The organism is Sphaerisporangium sp. B11E5, assembly GCF_039871875.1.
Taxonomy (GTDB): Bacteria; Actinomycetota; Actinomycetes; order Streptosporangiales; family Streptosporangiaceae; genus Sphaerisporangium.
In genome coordinates, this window is record NZ_JBDPMD010000084.1 from 1 (window position 1) to 17,641 (window position 17,641).

Annotated in this window: 13 protein-coding genes; 8 read left to right on the forward strand and 5 right to left on the reverse strand. The window is 72.4% G+C overall.

Features of this window, described 5'->3' with window-relative positions:
• The 5 genes from ABGB17_RS37970 to ABGB17_RS37990 form a co-directional block, all read left to right on the forward strand.
• Window positions 1–713 (forward strand): vitamin B12 dependent-methionine synthase activation domain-containing protein (locus ABGB17_RS37970; RefSeq protein ID WP_347639077.1); only part of this gene is annotated, 713 nt, incomplete at its 5' end.
• Window positions 714–818: 105 nt separating this feature from the next.
• A complete protein-coding gene (locus ABGB17_RS37975) occupies window positions 819–1,973 on the forward strand; it encodes an inorganic phosphate transporter (RefSeq protein ID WP_347639079.1) in 1,155 nt (384 codons plus the stop codon).
• Entirely contained in the window at window positions 1,970–2,200 is a 231-nt protein-coding gene (locus ABGB17_RS37980; RefSeq protein ID WP_347639081.1) for a hypothetical protein, read from the forward strand. Before ABGB17_RS37975 ends, ABGB17_RS37980 begins: the two co-directional genes overlap by 4 nt.
• Window positions 2,201–2,264: 64 nt before the next feature.
• Entirely contained in the window at window positions 2,265–2,936 is a 672-nt protein-coding gene (locus ABGB17_RS37985; protein WP_347639083.1) for a UdgX family uracil-DNA binding protein, read from the forward strand.
• 105 nt (window positions 2,937–3,041) lie between these two features.
• A complete protein-coding gene (locus ABGB17_RS37990; RefSeq protein ID WP_347639085.1) occupies window positions 3,042–3,941 on the forward strand; it encodes a hypothetical protein in 900 nt (299 codons plus the stop codon).
• A 6-nt stretch (window positions 3,942–3,947) separates the two neighbouring features.
• Here ABGB17_RS37990 and ABGB17_RS37995 read toward each other — a convergent pair whose 3' ends face one another.
• On the reverse strand, window positions 3,948–5,192 hold the full coding sequence (locus ABGB17_RS37995) for an endo-1,4-beta-xylanase (RefSeq protein WP_347639087.1): 1,245 nt from the start codon (window positions 5,190–5,192) through the stop codon (window positions 3,948–3,950).
• A gap of 246 nt (window positions 5,193–5,438) precedes the next feature.
• Here ABGB17_RS37995 and ABGB17_RS38000 point away from each other — a divergent pair, with 246 nt between their 5' ends.
• Window positions 5,439–7,166, forward strand: a complete 1,728-nt coding sequence (locus tag ABGB17_RS38000; protein WP_347639089.1) for an acyl-CoA dehydrogenase — start codon at window positions 5,439–5,441, stop codon at window positions 7,164–7,166.
• Here the strand turns inward: ABGB17_RS38000 and ABGB17_RS38005 are convergent, their stop codons facing one another.
• From ABGB17_RS38005 to asnB, 4 genes are read right to left on the reverse strand one after another with little or no spacing between them, the layout of a single operon-like run.
• Entirely contained in the window at window positions 7,167–7,937 is a 771-nt protein-coding gene (locus ABGB17_RS38005; protein ID WP_347639091.1) for an amino acid racemase, read from the reverse strand.
• Window positions 7,934–10,438 carry a condensation domain-containing protein gene (locus ABGB17_RS38010; protein ID WP_347639093.1) on the reverse strand — a complete coding sequence of 835 codons (2,505 nt, stop codon included), beginning with the start codon at window positions 10,436–10,438 and terminating at the stop codon, window positions 7,934–7,936. Before ABGB17_RS38010 ends, ABGB17_RS38005 begins: the two co-directional genes overlap by 4 nt.
• Window positions 10,435–12,300, reverse strand: coding sequence for a non-ribosomal peptide synthetase (locus ABGB17_RS38015; protein ID WP_347639095.1), 1,866 nt, complete (start codon window positions 12,298–12,300; stop codon window positions 10,435–10,437). Before ABGB17_RS38015 ends, ABGB17_RS38010 begins: the two co-directional genes overlap by 4 nt.
• 42 nt (window positions 12,301–12,342) lie before the next feature.
• The gene (asnB, locus tag ABGB17_RS38020) at window positions 12,343–14,214 is read right to left on the reverse strand and encodes an asparagine synthase (glutamine-hydrolyzing) (protein WP_347639097.1); all 1,872 of its coding nucleotides are present in this window, start codon (window positions 14,212–14,214) and stop codon (window positions 12,343–12,345) included.
• 214 nt (window positions 14,215–14,428) lie between these two features.
• On the opposite strand from asnB, the gene ABGB17_RS38025 reads away from it, so the two are divergent.
• Window positions 14,429–14,647 (forward strand): MbtH family protein, encoded by a 219-nt coding sequence (locus tag ABGB17_RS38025; RefSeq protein WP_347639099.1) that lies wholly within the window; start codon window positions 14,429–14,431, stop codon window positions 14,645–14,647.
• A 37-nt stretch (window positions 14,648–14,684) separates the two neighbouring features.
• Window positions 14,685–17,641: amino acid adenylation domain-containing protein (locus ABGB17_RS38030; protein WP_347639101.1), on the forward strand; the 2,957-nt coding region annotated here is incomplete at its 3' end.

Here is a 17,641-nt window from a genome sequence, read left to right on the forward strand (position 1 = left end):
CCGACAACCTGCTGCAAGCCGCCGTGGTTTACGGGTACTACCCCTGCCAGTCCGACGGCGACGACCTGATCATCCTCGACCCCGACACCATCGACCCCGCACTCCTCCCCACCCCCGGCCGGCGTGCCCTGGTGGGCGCCGGCGTCGGCACGGCGGCGCTCGGAACGGGCGCCGCGCCGCTCGCGGAGCCGCGTCCGGACCGGGCCGGGCCGGCGGGGCGTGAGCTGGTGCGGTTCTCCTTCCCCCGCCAGCGCCGCGACCGGCACCTGTGCCTGGCCGACTTCTTCCGCCCCGTCACCTCCGGCGAGGTCGACGTGGTCTCCTTCCAGGTCGTCACCATGGGCCACAAGATCGCCCAGGCCACAGGAGAGCTGTTCGCCAAGGACGCCTACCGCGACTACCTGGAACTGCACGGCCTGTCGGTCCAGCTCACCGAAGCCCTCGCCGAGTACTGGCACGCCCGCGTCCGCGCCGAACTCGGCATCGGCGGCGACGAAACCCTCGCCGACATGCTCAAGGTCAACATCACCGGCTGCCGCTACTCCTTCGGCTACCCCGCCTGCCCCGACCTCGAGGACCAGGCCCAGCTGTTCACCCTGCTCGACCCCGCCCGTATCGGCGTCGAACTGTCCCCCGAGTACCAGCTCCACCCCGAGCAGTCCACCTCCGCCCTCGTCACCCACCACCCCGAAGCCACGTACTTCAACGTCTAGCCCCGCCCGGCGGGACGGGTGAAGCGCGGGTGAGCATCAAGTTAATTGTTGGGGATTTGCCATCGCGGGCGGTTAGTGCCGGACGCCTGTGCAAGGGGGGGTGGTATGGATGCCGAGATGGTGTTGCTGGTCCTGGTGGTCGTCACGGCGCTGAGCTTCGACTTCACCAACGGGTTTCATGACACGGCGAACGCGATGGCGACGTCCATCGCCACCGGGGCCCTGCGGCCCAAGGTGGCGGTGGCGTTGTCAGGCGTGCTGAACTTCGTAGGGGCGTTCCTGTCGCTGGAGGTCGCGGCGACGATCGCCAAGGGAATCGTGGACAGCGGGGCGATCTCGCTGAGCGTGGTGTTCGCCGGGCTGGTGGGCGGCCTGCTGTGGAACCTCGTGACGTGGTACTTCGGCATCCCGTCGAGCTCGTCGCACGCGCTGATCGGCGGGGTGGTGGGGGCGACGCTGCTCGCGGCGGGCACGTCCGCGGTCAAGGGGGCGGGGCTCCTCTCGGACGTCATCATCCCGGCGGTGCTGGCGCCCGTGGCGGCGGTGCTCATCGCCACGGTGGGGACGTTCCTCGTGTACCGCATCACCTCCCGGGTGTCCGAGCGCCTCCGCGTCGGCGGGTTCCGCGTCGGGCAGATCGGCTCGGCGTCGCTGGTGTCCCTCGCGCACGGCACCAACGACGCGCAGAAGACCATGGGCATCATCACCCTGGCCCTCATCACCAGCCACACGATCGGGCCGGACGACGGCACCCCGATGTGGGTGATCGTGGCGAGCGCCACGGCGATCGCCCTCGGCACGTACATCGGCGGCTGGCGGGTGATCCGCACGCTCGGCAAGGGGCTCACCGAGATCGAGAGCCCCCAGGGGTTCGCCGCCGAGGGCTCGTCCGCCGCGGTGATCTTCGCGGCGTCCCACTTCGGGTTCCCGCTGTCCACCACGCACGTGTGCTCGGGTTCCATCGTGGGCGCGGGTGTCGGCAAGCGGCTCGCCGAGATCCGCTGGGGCGTCGCGGGCCGCATGGCCGTCGCCTGGCTCGTCACGCTCCCGGCGGCCGCGCTGGGCGGCGCCGTCGCGTGGAAGGGCACCGACCTCATCGGCGGCGCGCTCGGCATGGGGGTGGTGTTCGCGCTGGCCGCCCTGATCGCCGCCGGGCTGTACCTGGCGTCGCGGCGCGCACCCGTCAACCACTCCAACGTCAACGACCGCTGGACCGGGCGGGTCGCCCCGTCCGCGCAGGTGGGGGAGCGTGTGGCATGAGCGACTTCGTCGACGTCGACTCGCTGTGGAAGGTGCTGGCCGTCGGGCTGATCGGAGGCGCAGGCCTGGTCGCCGTGTTCGCGTTCGGGCTGGTGGGCCTGTCCGCGTACGCCGACCGGCCGCCGGGCGCGCGGCCGAAGGTGCTCGGGCTGGTGCTGGCGTGCGCGTGTTTCCTGGTCGTGGCCGGGGGCGCGGCGGCCGGGCTGGTCGCGCTGCTCGCCAAGTGACGGAAGGTTTGTCCCACGCCCCGGGGAAAGGTTCACAGGTAGGACTCCAGGAGGGGGGAGGGTCATGGCGACCGGCACCGGGGACGGCTACGACGCCGCCCCGTTCGTCCCGGACAGCACCGGCCTCGACGAGCTGAGCAAGGCGGCCGCGGGCTGCCGCGGCTGCCCGCTGTACCGGGACGCCACCCAGACCGTCTTCGGCGAGGGCGACGCGTCCGCGCGGGTCATGCTGGTGGGGGAGCAGCCAGGCGACCAGGAGGACCGGCGCGGGCGGCCGTTCGTCGGCCCCGCGGGCCGGATGTTGTCACGCGCCCTGGAGGACGCCGGGATCGACCCGGCGCGTGCGTACGTCACCAACGCCGTGAAGCACTTCAAGTTCACCGTGCGCGACGGCGGCAAGAGGCGCCTGCACAAGCCGCCCGCCCTGCGGGAGGTCGCGGCGTGCCGGCCGTGGCTGGCCGCCGAACTGCGCGCCGTGCGGCCCGAGCTGGTCGTGGCCCTCGGCGCCACCGCGGGCAAGGCGCTGCTCGGCCCGTCCTTCAAGGTGAGCGAGGAACGCGGCGCGCTGCTGCCCTTCCCCCGCGACGACGGCCCGTGGACGGCCGTGCTGCGTCCCGGCGAGGCCCACGTGCTGGCCACCATCCACCCGTCGGCGATCCTGCGGGCCGAGGACCGCGACGCGATGTACGCCGGCTTCCTCGCCGACCTGCGCGTCGCGGCGGACACGCTGCGCTGACCCCGGCCTCTACCGGGAGCGTGGAGGAAAGTACATGTTCCTCGCGCGGTGCCGGGAGGAGCCGCGCAGAATGTTGACCAGGGTCGTCCAGGCGGAAGCGGGCCGATGGTCAATCGGGTGATGGTGGGGGCGCTGCTCGGGGTGATCGCACTCCTGGTGGTCGTGATCGTGGTCATGCGGGCCGGCGGGGACGAGGAGCCGGTGACGTCCGCCGGCGGCACCCCCTCGGTGTCCGCCTCCACCCCGGTGGCGGGCCCGTCGCCCGCACCGGCCACGCCGTGGGCGGAGGGGGACTGCGTGGACGTCGCCGTGGTGCCCGGGGGGACGGTGGTGTCGTCAAGCGGCGGTTCGGCCGGGGACGTGCGCCAGGTGGAGTGCGGGGCCGCGGGCGCGCGGATCCTGCTGCTGGTGGACCGGGGGGACGGCGAGGAACGGTGCCCACGGGACACCGACGGTTTCGTGGACACGCCCACCGGGCTGGGCGAGCCCCGGACGGCCTGTGTGCGCAACCTCGCCACGCCGCATCCCGCGGAACGAGGCAGAGGCGGAGGGGTCCTGGTCGCGGGGGACTGCGTGCTCGTCTCCGACGACGGGGACGTCAAGGAGCGGTCGTGTACCGACTCCCGCGGCCCCGGGCGGGTCTGGGGCCTGTACAAGAAGAAGTCGCAGTGCAAGGACTCCCGGGGCTTCCTGGACTACCACTACGCGCACCGCCGCCCCCACCCCACCCACCCCGTCGTCTGCGCCGGACCCGGCCACACCGCCACCGAGCTGGGCGCCAAGTACCCGGACGGCACCTGCTTCCGCAAGCCGCCCACGCTGTCCACCCGGCTCGGCGACATGATCTTCGGGGGCCTGGACGAGGTCGCCTGCTCCTCCAGGTCCGCCTGGGCGAGGGTCGTCGCCAGCGCCCGCGTCGCCGAGGACTGCCCCGCCCGCGCCACGAACTCCGTCGGCGACGACGCCCACTACCCCGGCACCACCTGTCTGCGCACCCTCCGCTGAACGGGGTCAGACGGTGAGGCGCAGGTCCGTGTCGCCGGGGGTGTCCACCTGGACGGTGGCCGTGCTGGCGGGGGTGGTCACCTCGTAGGCGCCGAGGAAACCGGAGAAGGTGACGCGGCCGGACCCGTCGGTGGTGAGCTTGGTCGGAGGGAGCCACCAGGCGCCCTTGACCAGGCCGCGGAGGGCGTCGTAGGACGGCTTCGGGGTGCCGTCGGCGCGCAGGAACCCCGAGGGCGCGCCCAGCCAGCTCCCCTGGTCCGACATGCCCCAGTACGTGATGGCCGCCACCGCGGGGTGGGACAGCAGGGTCGTGTAGTGGCGGGTCATCTCGTCGGCCTGGCGGGCCTCGCCCTCGGAGGTGGAGGGCCACTCGGGGATCTGGTAGTCGTTCAGGTCGACGATCTCCGGCGGCATCAGGTGGCCGGAGAGCAGGGTGCTCTCAGTGAAGTGGATGGGCAGGCCGTACCGGGCGAAGCGGTCGATGGTCGCGAGGGTCTTCTCCTCGCCCCAGTAGCCCTGGTGCATGTGGCTCTGCAGGCCCAGGGCGTCGATCTTGATCCCGGCCTCCAGCACCCCCTCGATGAGGCACTCGTACGCGGCCGACATGTCGAAGTCGTTGAGCAGCAGGGTGGCCCGGGGGTTGGCCTCGCGGGCGGCCTCGAAGACCATGCGGACCATCGGGATGCGGCCCATGTCGCGGCAGATGCGGGTGATGCCGTTGTCGTACTTGTCGAAGATCGGCATGATGACGACCTCGTTGATGACGTCCCACATGTCGATGACGCCCGCGAAGTCCGTCGTCTCCCGGACGATGCGGGCCACCTGGGCGCGGGCGATGTCCTCGTTGGGCATGGCCATCAGCCAGTCCGCCGTCACGGTGTGCCACGCCAGCGGGTGACCCTTCACGACACAGCCGCGCTCGGCGAACCACCGGGCCGCGGTGAGCACCCGCGCGGTGCCGGGACGGCCGCGCACCGGCTCGAAGTCGCCCCAGTAGAACGGCAGCGTCGCGAAGTTGAACAGCTCCAGCCATCGCTCGGCCTCGCGCTCGGCCGCGGCGGCCTCCTCGCCGGCGAGCTCGCCGTTGACGAAGGGGATGAGGCCGAATCCGATGCAGCCGAACAGGAACTTGTGGTCCCGCTGCGCGACGACCACCTCGTGGCCGGCCAGCGGGGTGCCGTCGGGGGAGGTGAGGGTGAGGGTGACGTCCGCGGTGCGGTGCCGCTTGATCGAGGGGTCCAAGGCGATCACCGTCCCACTATAGTCAGCGGGCGTCGCGCCGCCCGGCGTGGCCGCCTTCCGTCGTCGGGAAACGCCTTCACGACGAATATGCCGGCCGATTCCGAAGGCTCGTCTAAAAGGCGGCTTAAGCGGCGCCGGGGACGGCGGCAATGCGGCGGGCGGTGGCGCTGACGTGTTCTTTTCCGGTGCCGGGCCCGAGTCTAATATTCCTACTCGTACGGTTCGCGGGCCGCTGCGTAGGAACGGGGAATCGAAATGCCTGGCACGCTTTCCTCAGCTCATGCCCTGGCCGCCGCCTTCGACGAGTACCTGGGCGACCCGGACGCCGGCGGCACGCCGTACTCCTACGAGGAGATCATGGCGGCGGACGAGAACTCGGAATTCCCGGTGAACGCGCGGGCCGTGCTCGAGAAGTGGGGTTTCCACGAACTCCTCGTCCCCCTGGAGCAGGGCGGGCGGCTGCGCACCCTGGAGGAGCTCTTCCACGTCTGCCGCGTCCTGGCCCGCCGCAACTCCTCGGTCGCCGTGACGTACGGCTCCGCGCTGCTCGCGGCCAACCCGGTGTGGTTGTGGGGCGACGCCCGGCAGAAGCAGGCGCTGGCGGGGGAGCTGCTCACCGGCGGCCTGGCCTGCTTCGGTGTGTCGGAGGTCGACCACGGCAGCGACCTGCAGGCGACCGAGGCGGCCCTGGTCCCCGACGGCGACGGCTTCCGCCTCACCGGCCTGAAGTGGCCGGTGGGCAACGCCACCCGCGCACGTTTCGTCACCGCGCTCGCGAGGTCCGGCGAGCACGGCCTGTCGCTGGTGCTCGTCGACAAGGAGCGGCTGCCCCCGGGCACCTGGACCTGCCTGCCGTTCGTCCGCACCCTCGGCCTGCGGGGCCACGACCTGAGCGGGGTCGAGTTCCACGGCGCCCCGCTGCCCGGGGACGCCGTCGTCGGCGCCCCCGGCATCGGGATGACGCAGGTCCTCAAGACCCTCCAGATCACGCGGACCGCCATCGCGGCGCTGTCCCTCGGCACGATGGACGCGGCGTTGCGCATCGGGCTCGGATACACGACGGGCCGCCGGCTCTACGGCGACACGGTCTTCGCGATCCCCGTGATCCGGCACCAGCTCGTGCGGGAGTACGTGAACCTGTTCATCGGCGAATGCACGGCGCCGCCGGTCGCGCGGGCCCTGGTCCTCGCCCCGGAGCGGCTGAGCCTGTGGTCCTCGGTCGTGAAGTACCTGGTGCCGGTCATCGCCGAGGAGACGGCCCAGAATGTCGGGGTGGTGATGGGCGCCCGCAGTTACCTGCGGGAGGGCGTCGCCCACGGGGTGTTCCAGAAACTGCAGCGCGACCACGCGATCGCCGGCGTCTTCGAGGGCACGACCCACGTCAACCTCCATTGGATCGCCGACCAGCTCCCCGCCGTGGTGGCCGGCGCGGGCGAGCCCGACGACGCCGCGCGCGACCTGGTGCGGCGGCTGTTCGACCAGGGCGAGGACACCCCGGAGTGGGTGCCGGACGGGCGCAGGCTGCGCGTGTCCAACGGCGGCAGGGACGAGATCACCGGGGCGTGGGCGCCCGCCGTCCGCGACCTGGAGGCCCTGGTCACGGGGCCGCGCCCTCCCGCGGCCGGTGCGGAACTGCTCGCGCTGTGCGGGGCGATCGGAGCCCGGCGCGACGCCCTGCACGCCCGCGTCCGCGCCACCGCCGAGTGGGACGCGAGTTCGGTGCGTGCCCTGTCGGACGCGCGTGCGCACTGCGTGCTGCACGCCGCCGCCTCGTGCCTGCTCATGTGGCTCGGCAACCGGGAGCGGATGGGCGGCGCGTTCGCGGACGGGGGATGGCTGGTGCTGAGCCTCCAGGAGTCGCTGCGGCGCCTCGGCGTGGACGTGGAGGTGGACGAGCGGCACGCGGACGAGCTCGGCCGGCGGCTGGAGCAGGCCGCCGGCACGGGGGAGTGGTTCGGTCTCGCGTCGCTCGCCGCCGGGTGATCAGACCGTCCGGCCGGCCTCGGCGCCGGGGGTCCTCGCCTCGCCGTACAGGTTGCCGAGGCAGGCCACGGCGAGCGCCCTGAGGCTGGAGACCATGTACTCGGGCGGCAGTCCGGCGGCCGTGTAGGCGATCGGCAGCTCCGTGCACGCCGCGAGCACCGGCAGCCGGTGACGGCGCCACATCCCGTGGACGGCGGTCAGGAACAGCCGTCCCGCGTCGGGCACCCGGCCCGCCTTCACCAGGACGCTGGCCCGCTGGACGCGTGACTGGATCGCGGCGTCGGGGACGTGCAGCGGATAGCCGAGTTCCCTGGCGCGCCGCTGGTAGAGCCCGTTCAGCACGGTGCCGGTGGTCGCCGCCAGCCACCCCCCGCCGGGGGAGCCGCGCATGGCCTCCCGCAGCGTGGCGTCCACGATGTGGACCAGGGGGACGGGAAGATCCCCGGCGAAGTGCTCGATGAAGGCGTGGGCGGTGTTGCAGGGCACGGCCAGGAAGTCCGCCCCCCACTGGGCCAGGAGCAGCAACCCCTCCCAGAGGTGCGCCTGCGGATCGTCGCGTCCGGCGAGCAGCGCGGCGCTGCGGTCCGGTATCCCCGGCTCCGACAGCAGCAGGAGACGGGGATGCTCCTGGTCGGTCCTCGCCGGGGACTCCACGGTGAGCAGGCGCAGGAACTCGGCCGTCGCCGCCGGGCCCATCCCGCCGAGGACGCCGAGGGTCTTCCGCGGTCGCGGCGCGGCCGGCCACCCCGCCGGGGAGGACCAGGGCGTCACGTGCGCGGGAGATCGCGAGCCGGCCGCTCCAGCCAGGCCATGGCCGCGCCGGGATCGACCCCGGTCGCGTCCCGCCCGGCCCCGGACCGGGAGGACCACTGGACGCGCAGCCGCCCGCCGGTGAGACAGGCCCCGACCTCCAGCGGGTACACGGCGGGCAGGGCCGTCAGGCCGTGGCCGCCGAGCGCGAGCGGCTGGAACGGATCGGCTCCGCCGCCCGGCTCGGTCTCGTCCCCGAACCGCCCGAAGTAGTGGACACGGACCGGTGCGGTTCCCGCCGCGGGGGCCGGGCGGGGGCCGTACGGGGCCGAACCGGCCACCTGCCGCCCGATCCGCTGCAGAACCGTGCCCGGGTCCGGGCCGCCGGTGAGGGTCACGGCGCCGACGGCGGCGAGCGGCCCGACGACCCCCGCCTCGCCGGACCGCCACGTGTGGTCGGCGAACTCCACCGGCAGGGACGGCTGCCCTGCGGCGGCGAGCGCCGCGAGCACGAGGGCGATCTGCGGCGTCCCGGTGCCCGCCGCCCACTCCACCAGCGCCCGCGTGGGCTCCGCGGGCAGCCACGTCGTGGTGACCTCGGCCGCCCCCTCCCGCGCGGCGGACGGCGGCAGGCGGCGGGTGGGCGTCCCGGCGGCACCGGCACGCTCGGCGAGGGACAGGAACGACCCGGCGGGCGGCGGCGGCGGTGACGCGTCGTCCAGCCACTCCCAGATGTCGGCGAGGTCCGCCAGGAGGAGCCGGAAGGAGGGGGCGTCCATCACGAGCCCGTGCGCGGCGACGAGCAGCAGGCTCGCACCGGCGGTCTCGACGACGGCGAACCTCACCATGGGGCCGGCCACGGGGTCCGTCTGCGCGAGCAGCCGGTCCGCGAGGGCCCTCAGCACGTCCTCGTGCGGGCCTTGGCGGGTGGACAGGTCCAGCCGCTGGACGGGGATCCGCCCCGCCATGCCGCCGTCGTACTGCTCCCACTCCCCGCCGGGATCGGCCCGCCGGAAACGCAGGCGGAGCGCGTCGTGGCGCATGATGAGCCGCAGCACGGCCTTGCGGACCCGGGTGACGTCGGGCCGGCCCGGCAGGCAGGTCAGGACGGCCCGCCCGGGGACGCCGCCGAGCTCGCCGCCCTCCTCGAGCAGGCGGCGCTGCGCGGCCGTCGGCGGCACCCCGGTGGCCGCCCGGGGCGTGCGGTCCTGTGCCCCGGCGGGCTCGGGGGCCGCGCCGGCGGGGGACGGGAGCCGCGCCGGCAGCACGGCGCCCGCCTCGCGGGGGATGTGATCGACCGCGATCCACTGCTCCGGCGTCATGAAGTCCGGCAGGGTGCGCGCGGCGAAGCCCCGCAGCGCGCCGGCCGTGACCGGGGCGCGGGCGACGTAGTAGGCGACGAGCCTGCGTCCGAGCGCCTGCCGGTCGGCGGGGTCGTCATAACCGATCTTGCCGAGCATCCGCCGCACGCGCGGGATGTTGACCGGCGCCCGCAGTTCCTCGTCCGCCCGCGCCCGGTCCAGGTGGCCGAGGCGCACCTCCCAGCGGGTGGGCGACTCGTAGTTGTGGTAGCCGCGCTCGGCGCTGTGGACGTAGATGCCGACGTCGTTGACCAGGCAGTTGGAACTGCAGAAGCCGGTGTCCTGGGGTTGCGCCCACAGGCTCGTCTGCTCGGTGAGGAACCGGAGGATGCCGTCCTTGGTGACGTCGTCGTAGCGGAAGAAGTCGACGACCTCGACCGCGTCGACCGCGGCCGGGTCGACGCGTTCGCCGATCTGGTGGTAGACCGCGCGCCCGACCGCCAGTTGCCTCTCGATCTCCCGCGGATCGAAGATCCCGCGCCGGTAGAACCAGTTCAGGCGCTCGTCGATGATCTGGCCGCGCGACAGGCCGGTGACGATGACCGGGATGTCGCGCTCCGCGGCGAGCCGTGTGCTCAGGCTCAGCAGCGAGCGGAAGCAGCCGTTGCACACGCTCTTGTGCTGCTGGAGGCTCTCGACGAAGACCGCGTTCTGGTCCTCACGCCCCATCGTGACGTGCTCGATGCCCAGCTTGCCGGTGATGCTCTCGACGTTGCGCAGAGCGGTGCGCGAGATGAAACCGTTGTCGAAGGTGAACGTCATGACGCGCAGGCCGAGGGCCACGAGCCGGTGCAGCACGTAGGTGCTGTCCTTGCCGCCGCTGAACAGCAGCAGGCAGTCGTACTCCCGCGCCCGGTCCCCGGCCCTGTCCCGCAGCAGCCGCTGGAAGTCCTCGACCTCCCCGAAGTAGGCGTGGATCTCCTCCCGGTTGCCCGCGTAGAGCCGGCAGAAGGAGCACACGCCGCCGCCGGCGTCCACGTCGGAGCCGGGGTAGGCGGCGTCCATCCCGCAGTTCGCGCACGCCCGCGCCACCGGCGCGGCGCCCTGGTAGACCACGGCGCAGTCGGCGACGTGCTCGTGGGCCAGGATCGCCGTCTCGACCTCACGTTCCAGGACACGGGCCTGCTTGGGGTTCAGCGGCGCCACCTCCGACTCGGTCACCGCGGGCTCCCGTCGTCGGTGCCGGCGACGCTCAGCACGTCGAGGAGGTCGTCGTCGGGGCCGGGGTCGTTCACGAGCGCCTCCTCCAGCCGCGTCGCGAGCGCCTCCACGGTGGGCTCGGCCAGGAAGGCCTGGAGGTGGACCTCCACGCCGAACTCCTCGCGCAGCCGCGACAACATCGTCATGACGAGCAGGGAGTGGCCTCCCATGTCGAAGAACTCCTGCCGCACCCCCACCTCCGCGACCGGGAGCAGCTCTTCCCAGAGCCGCGCCAGCGCCTTCTCCGTGGGGGTACGCGGCGGCACGACCTCCACGTCCTGCCGCTTGACCGGCGGCGTGGGCGCGGGCAGGGCACGCCGGTCGATCTTCCCGCTGATGGTGCGGGGCAGCTCGCCGAGCGGCACGAGCAGGGCGGGGATCATGCTGCCCGGCAGCCGCTGCGCCAGGTGCTCACGCAGTTCGCCGTCGTCCGCCGGGCCCGACAGTTCGAGGAACGCGTACAGGCCGGGTGACGCGTCGGGCTTCTCCTCGACCACCACCGCGGCGTCGCGCACGGCCGGATGCGCGCGCAACGCGGCCTCGATCTCGCCCAGCTCGACCCGCGCGCCACCGATCTTGACCTGGTGGTCCTTGCGCCCCACGTACTCCAGAACACCGTCCGGCCGCATGCGGCCGAAGTCGCCGGTGCGGTAGACGACGTCCTCCTCGTCCCCGGTCACGGGGTTGGGGACGAACGCCGCGCGTGTCTCCTCCGGGAGGTTGTGGTAGCCCAGCGACCGGTGGGGCGTCCTCAGGTACACCTCGCCCACCCGGCCCTCCTGGCAGGGCCGCCCGCGGGTGTCGAGCAGCAGGACCTCGGCGTCCGGCATGGGCCTGCCGATGGGGACGGCGGCGCTCCGCGCGTCGGCCGGGGTGACGAAGTGGTAGGTCTTCGTCATGGTGGTCTCCGACGGCCCGTACAGGTTGAGCAGCCTGATCCGTTCGCCGTAGCGGTCGAACCACCGGGCCGCGTCCGCCGGGGACAACCGCTCGCCCGACATCGCGACGCACCGCAGGTCGGAAAGCTCCGGCCCGCCCGCCGAGGCGGCGGCCAGGCCCCGGAAGACCGACGGGACGCAGTGGACCAGCCGCACACGTTCCTCGTCGATCCACCTGAGCAGGCCCGGCGGGTCGAGCCGCGCCCCGGACGGCGGGACGCATACCGTTCCCCCGTTGGCCAGAGGGACGAAGAGGTCCCGGAGCATGGCGTCGAAGGCGGGAGAGGTGAGGTGGCTGACGCGCCAGCCGTCCTGCGCGCCGAGCAGCTCGGTCTCCCAGCGGATGTAGTGGTCCACGCCGCCGAGCCGGCCGACGATGCCCTTCGGGCGGCCGGTGGAGCCCGAGGTGTACATGACGTAGCAGGGGTCGTCGGCCGCCGGGGAGTGCGGGGTGAAGTCCGCTCCGAGCTCCTCCTCGGGGTTCGCCGTCCCCGTCGCCACGGGGATCGCGCGTGCGCCGGGCAGGTGGGCGTGGAGAAGGTCCCCGGCCGGGCCGGCGGTGCCCACGACCGCGTGCGAGGCCGCGGTGTCGGCCAGGATGTCGCCGATGCGCGCCCGGGGGGCGGTGAGGTCGACGGGGACGAACACGGCGCCGATCTTCAGGGCGGCCAGGACGGCGGCGATCGTCTCGCCGTGGTCCTCCGCGAGGATCGGGACGAGCGCCCCCGCCTGCGCGCCCGCGGCGCTCAGGTCACGCGCGACGCGGTTCGCCGCGTTCTCCAGCTCGGCGTAGGTGAGCACACCCCCGGGGGACGATATCGCGCTGCTTCCCGGCGACCGCTCCGCCGCTCTCCGGACAATCGAATGGATCGCCTCGAAAGCCATCCTCTTTCCTTCCTCGGGACACTGCCCGGCCGGTGCCGGAACTCAGTGGTGGCCGGGCAGATCGAACGCGTCCAGGAGCACCCCGAAACTGAGGACCACAAGGAGCAGGTCGTCCCCGAGATGAGGGTGGATGCTGAACTCGTCGCGCAGGTGATGGAGTTTGATCCGCTCCACGGTGCCGGGATCGAAGTACCCCTGCCGTTTGATGCGGTCGTACGACAACATGTCCTGCGCCCATTCGGCTCTGTGGCGCAGCAGCCAGGGACTGCCGGGCGCGCGGAAACCGAATTTCTCGCGCTGGAGTATCTCGACGGGCACGAGCCCGTGCGCCGCCTGCTTGAGCACGTACTTCTCGCTCTGCGGGGTCACCATGAGGTGCGGCGGTATCCGCGTGGCGAAGTCGATGACGTCGAGGTCCAGGAACGGGTAGCGCGCCTCGACGGCGTTGGCCAGGCCCATCCGGTCGCCGTGGTCGCCCAGCAGGTGGTCCGACAACCGCAGCTTGAAGTCCAGGTACGACCGCTGGTGCAGCGGGTGCCTGTCGCGCAGCCGACCGTGGTCCACGAGCGGCTGGTTCAGGCAGTCGAAGTCGTCGAACCCCGCCGCCACCTCCGGCGAGTACAGCTCCAGCTTGGTCTCGCTCCAGGCCAGGTAGTCCCGCTCGTAGAAGATGGTCGGGTCGCCCCACAGGCGGTGTCTCGCCTCGTCCTCCAGCAGGTCGCCGACCCCGCCGCCCCGCCTCACCCCGGTGCGCCTGGCCCGGTCGAAGCGGTAGCCCGGATATCCGCCGAACAGTTCGTCGGCGCCCTCTCCGGTCAGGATGACCCGCACCCCTTCGCGGTGCGCCGCCGCGGACAGCGACAGCGAGCACGTGTTGTACGTCTCCTTCACGGGGCATTCGGCGTGCCAGATCATCCGCTGGAAGCTGTCGGCGGCGTCCGAGGCCTCGAACACGGCTTCGTGGTGCAGGGAGGAGACCTTGCCCGCCATGAGCCGCTGGTACGCCGACTCGTCGATGTCGGCGCCGGGGAAGGAGATGGAGAAGGAGTGCCGCGGCGTGCGGGGGGAGACCTCGCCGACGAGGGCGGCGATGAGGGAGGAGTCCAGGCCCCCGCTCAGGTAGAACCCGACGGGCACGTCGGCCAGCAGCCGCCTCTCCACCGACTGCGTCAGCAGGCCGCGGAGCGTGCGGACGTAGAAGTCCTCCGGTTTCCCGTCGGGCTCCTCGCCGAGCTCGGGGAAGTCCAGGTCCCAGTAACAGACCTTGCGCACCTTCCCGTCCCGGACCAGCAGGTAGTGCCCGTTCTCCAGGCTGCGCACGCCGGCGAACATGGTGCGGGGGCTGACCAGACCGGGGAAGGTGAGCACCTGGTCGAGGCCGGTCAGGTCGACCTCGCGGGGCACCTCCGGGTGCCGCAGCACGGCCTTGATCTCCGAACCGAAGACGAAATGTTCCGCCGTCTCGGCGTAGAACAACGGCAGGATTCCCGCGTGGTCGCGGGCCAGGAAGAGCTGGCGCAGGTTCCTGTCGTAAATCGCGAAAGCGAACTGGCCCCGGACGTCGTCGAGCAGTCCGGTCCCTTTCTCCTCGTACAGATGGACCAGGACCTCGACATCGCATTCGGTGCGGAACGTGTGGCCGCGGGCCGTCAGCCGGGCACGCAGTTCCCGATGGTTGAGTATCTCGCCGTTGCAGACGAGAACCACGCTGCCGTCCTCGTTCGCGATCGGCTGGGTTCCCGTGGCGAGGTCGATGATGCTGAGGCGCCGGAACCCCAGGCCGACCCCGGGGTCGGTGAAGCCGCCGGAACTGTCCGGGCCGCGGTGCTCCAGCGCGGCCGTCATGGCCGACAGGACCTCCTGGTCGACGGGTCGCCGCCCGCGAAGGTCGATGTATCCGGCGACACCACACATGGCTCCGCCCTCTCCTCGGGGCTTACGAACAGAGGTCCATCATGCGTGCCGGCGCGGTGTTCAGTCATCAGCCCGGAACTTAAATGAAGAGGCCTTTTATCGCGCACCATGTGACTGCTTAAGCGGTCTCTAAGCCGAGTGTTAGAGGCCATTGCTAACCTCTGCCTTGAAAATTCGCGTACGAACCTTATTCACGCCTCACCGGAGCATCGCCGTGACGAATCCCTTTGATGACGAGGACGCTCCCTACCTGGTTCTCGTGAACGCCGAGGGCCAGCACTCCCTGTGGCCGTCGTTCGTGGATGTGCCCGCGGGATGGTCCGTGGCGTTCGGCGAGGCGGACCGCGCCGCCTGCCTCCAGTACGTGGAGCGGAGCTGGACCGACATGCGGCCGAAGAGCCTGGCCGAAGCGATGGATCAACGGCAGGGGTGACCCCGGCGCCGTACGGGCGGAGCGATGGAGGACCCAGGTGGCGGAACGGATCAGAGTAGCGGACATCCTGCCGCTGACGCCCTTCCAGGAAGGCGTGCTGTTCCACGCCCTGTACGACCAGGACGGCCCCGACGTCTACAACGTGCAGTACTACCTCGACCTGGCGGGTGAGCTCGACGCCGCCGCGATGCGGGCCGCCGCGGACGCGCTGGTGCGGCGGCACGCGACGCTGCGTGCCGCGTTCCGGCGGCGCGGCAACGGCCAGCCCGTCCAGTTGATCCTGGAGGGCGTGACGGCGGCGTGGCGCGTGGAGGACCTGCGCGGGCTGGCGCCGGAGCGCCGTGACTCCGAAGTCGACAGGCTGACCGCCGAGGAGCTGAACAGGCGCTTCGACCTGGAACGCCCGGAGAACATCCGCTTCACGGTGATCCAGCGTGGCGACGGGCGGTCACGCCTGCTGCTCACCAACCACCACATCCTGCTGGACGGCTGGTCGATGCCGATCCTGCTGCGGGACCTGTTCCTGCTGTACGAGCTCCGGGGCGACGACGGCGCGCTGCCGGCGCCCGCGCCCCATCGCGACCACCTCGCCTGGCTGGTGCGGCAGGACGCCGGCAAGGCCCGGGAGGCCTGGCGCCAGGCGCTGGCGGGGATGACCGAGCCGACGATCCTCGCCCCCGCGGACGCCTCGCTGCCCCCCGTCATGCCGCACAAGCACAAGGTCGCGCTGCGGCCGGAGCTCATGGCCGCGATGGCCCGCACGGCGCAGAGCCACGGGCTCACCCTCAACACGGTCATCCAGGGCGCGTGGGCGATCCTGCTGGCACGGCTCACCGGACGGGACGACGTCTGCTTCGGCGCCACCGTCAACGGCAGGTCGCTCGAGGTGGCGGGGGCCGAGGAGATGGTCGGGTCGTTCATCAACGTCGTCCCGGTCCGCGCACGCCTGCGCGCGTCCCGCCCCGTGGCCGGGCAACTGGCCGAGCTGCAGGAACAACAGGCCGACATGATGCCCCACCAGCATCTCGGGATGGCCGAGATCCAGCGGACGGCCGGCCTCGGGCAGCTCTTCGACACGGTCGTGGTCGTCGAGAACTACCCCCTGGACGTCGAGGACTTCAAGACCCCCGCCGGCGGGTTGTCCTTCGAGGGCGGGAACGTCCACGACGCGGCCCACGTCCCGCTCAGGCTCGTGGTCATCCCCGTGCCCGAGCCGCAGCTCCACATCGACTACCGGCCCGACCTGGTCACCGCGGACGAGGCCGAGAGCATCGGGGGACGCCTGGTACGGCTGCTGGAGGAGATCACCCACGCGCCAGGGCGAGAGGTGGGGAAGTTGTCGATCCTCGCTCCCGGCGAGCGTGAACGGCTCATCGCCGCGACGAGGGGGACGCGGCGGCCCACGCCGTTCGACGGCCTGCTGGACCGTGTACAGCAGATGGCCGCGGCGCACCGGGACGCGACCGCCGTGATGTCCGGCGGCGTACGCGTGACCTACGGGGAGCTCTCCGGACGGGTGGCGGCGCTGTCACGCCGTCTGGTCTCCCTCGGCGCCAGGCCCGGGGGCATGTGCGCCGTCTACGCGCGGCGGGGGACCCACGTCATCGCGGGTGTGCTCGGCGCGCTCGGCGCCGAGAACGCGTTCCTGCCCCTGGACACGCGTGCCCCGGTGGCCCGCAACGCGGCGATGCTGGAGGAGAGCGGGGCGGGCATCCTGCTCGCCGGGCCCGAGGACGCCGGGACCGCCGCCGGGATCGCGGCGGCCGCGCGGACCCGGCCCCGCGTCGTGGTCCTGGACGACGCCACCGAGGCCGCCGGCGGGTTCCAGCCGCCCCACGCCCACGCCGACCAGACGGCCTACATGCTGTACACCTCCGGGAGCACCGGCCGGCCGAAGGGGGCCCTCGTGCACCACGGGGGCATGGTGAACCACCTGGTGGCCAAGAACGAGGACCTCGGTCTCACCGCCTCCGACGTCGTCGTGCAGAACGCCCCGCTGACGTTCGACGTGTCGGTGTGGCAGATGCTGGCCGCGCTCACCGTCGGCGCGTGCGTCCTGGTCGTCGGCGACGACGTGGCGCTGGACCCGGTGGCGCTGTTCCGGCAGGCGGACCAGGACGGCGTCACCGTGCTCGAAGTGGTGCCGTCCCTGCTGCGCGCCGCGGTGGACGCGTGGGACGACGGCGCGCCGGTCCCTGACCTCGGGACGCTGCGCTGGCTGCTCGTCACCGGCGAGACCCTGTCCGGCGACCTGTGCCGGCGCTGGTTCCAGCGGTTCCCCGGCGTCCCGATGGTCAACGCGTACGGCCCCACCGAGTGCTCCGACGACGTGACCCACGGTTTCGTCACCGGCGCCGGCGACGTGCCCGGCTCGGTCGCGCCGATCGGGCGCGCCGTCCGCAACACCGAGCTCTACGTGCTGGACGGAACCCTCCAGCCGGTGCCGGCGGGGGTGGCGGGCGAGCTGTACGTCGGAGGCGACGGGGTGGGGCTGGGGTATCTCGGCAACCCCGCCGCCACGGCCGTGTCGTTCGTCGCCGACCTGTTCTCGGGCCGGCCGGGCGCCCGCCTCTACCGCACCGGTGACCTGGTCCGCGGCCTCCCCGACGGGCAGCTCGAGTTCCTCGGACGGGTGGACCACCAGGTGAAGATCCGCGGGCAGCGGGTCGAGCTCGGTGAGATCGAGGCGGCGCTGCGGACCACGGCCGGGGTGCGGGACGCCGTGGTCATGCTGCGTCCCGACGAGGGGGGCCACGAGCGGCTGGTCGGCTACCTGGCGGGCTCCGCCGGCCCGGACGACGTGCGGAAGACGGCCGAGTCCCTGCTTCCGCCCCACATGGTGCCCGCGGTGTTCGTGGTGCTGGACGCCTTGCCGATGTCACCCAACGGGAAAGTGGACCGCGCCGCGCTCCCCACCCCCCAGACACCCGCCACCACCGGCGGACGCGCCCCCCGCACCCCGTTGGAGACCACCCTCGCCGAACTGTTCACCGA

Excerpts from the sequence above, each read along its gene's own strand:
- asnB (WP_347639097.1), bottom strand. The coding sequence starts at position 14,214 with ATGTGTGGTGTCGCCGGATACATCGACCTTCGCGGGCGGCGACCCGTC.
- ABGB17_RS37980 (WP_347639081.1), top strand. The coding sequence starts at position 1,970 with ATGAGCGACTTCGTCGACGTCGACTCGCTGTGGAAGGTGCTGGCCGTC.
- ABGB17_RS38015 (WP_347639095.1), bottom strand. The coding sequence starts at position 12,300 with ATGGCTTTCGAGGCGATCCATTCGATTGTCCGGAGAGCGGCGGAGCGG.
- ABGB17_RS37990 (WP_347639085.1), top strand. The coding sequence starts at position 3,042 with ATGGTCAATCGGGTGATGGTGGGGGCGCTGCTCGGGGTGATCGCACTC.
- ABGB17_RS38000 (WP_347639089.1), top strand. The coding sequence starts at position 5,439 with ATGCCTGGCACGCTTTCCTCAGCTCATGCCCTGGCCGCCGCCTTCGAC.
- ABGB17_RS37975 (WP_347639079.1), top strand. The coding sequence starts at position 819 with ATGGATGCCGAGATGGTGTTGCTGGTCCTGGTGGTCGTCACGGCGCTG.
- ABGB17_RS37985 (WP_347639083.1), top strand. The coding sequence starts at position 2,265 with ATGGCGACCGGCACCGGGGACGGCTACGACGCCGCCCCGTTCGTCCCG.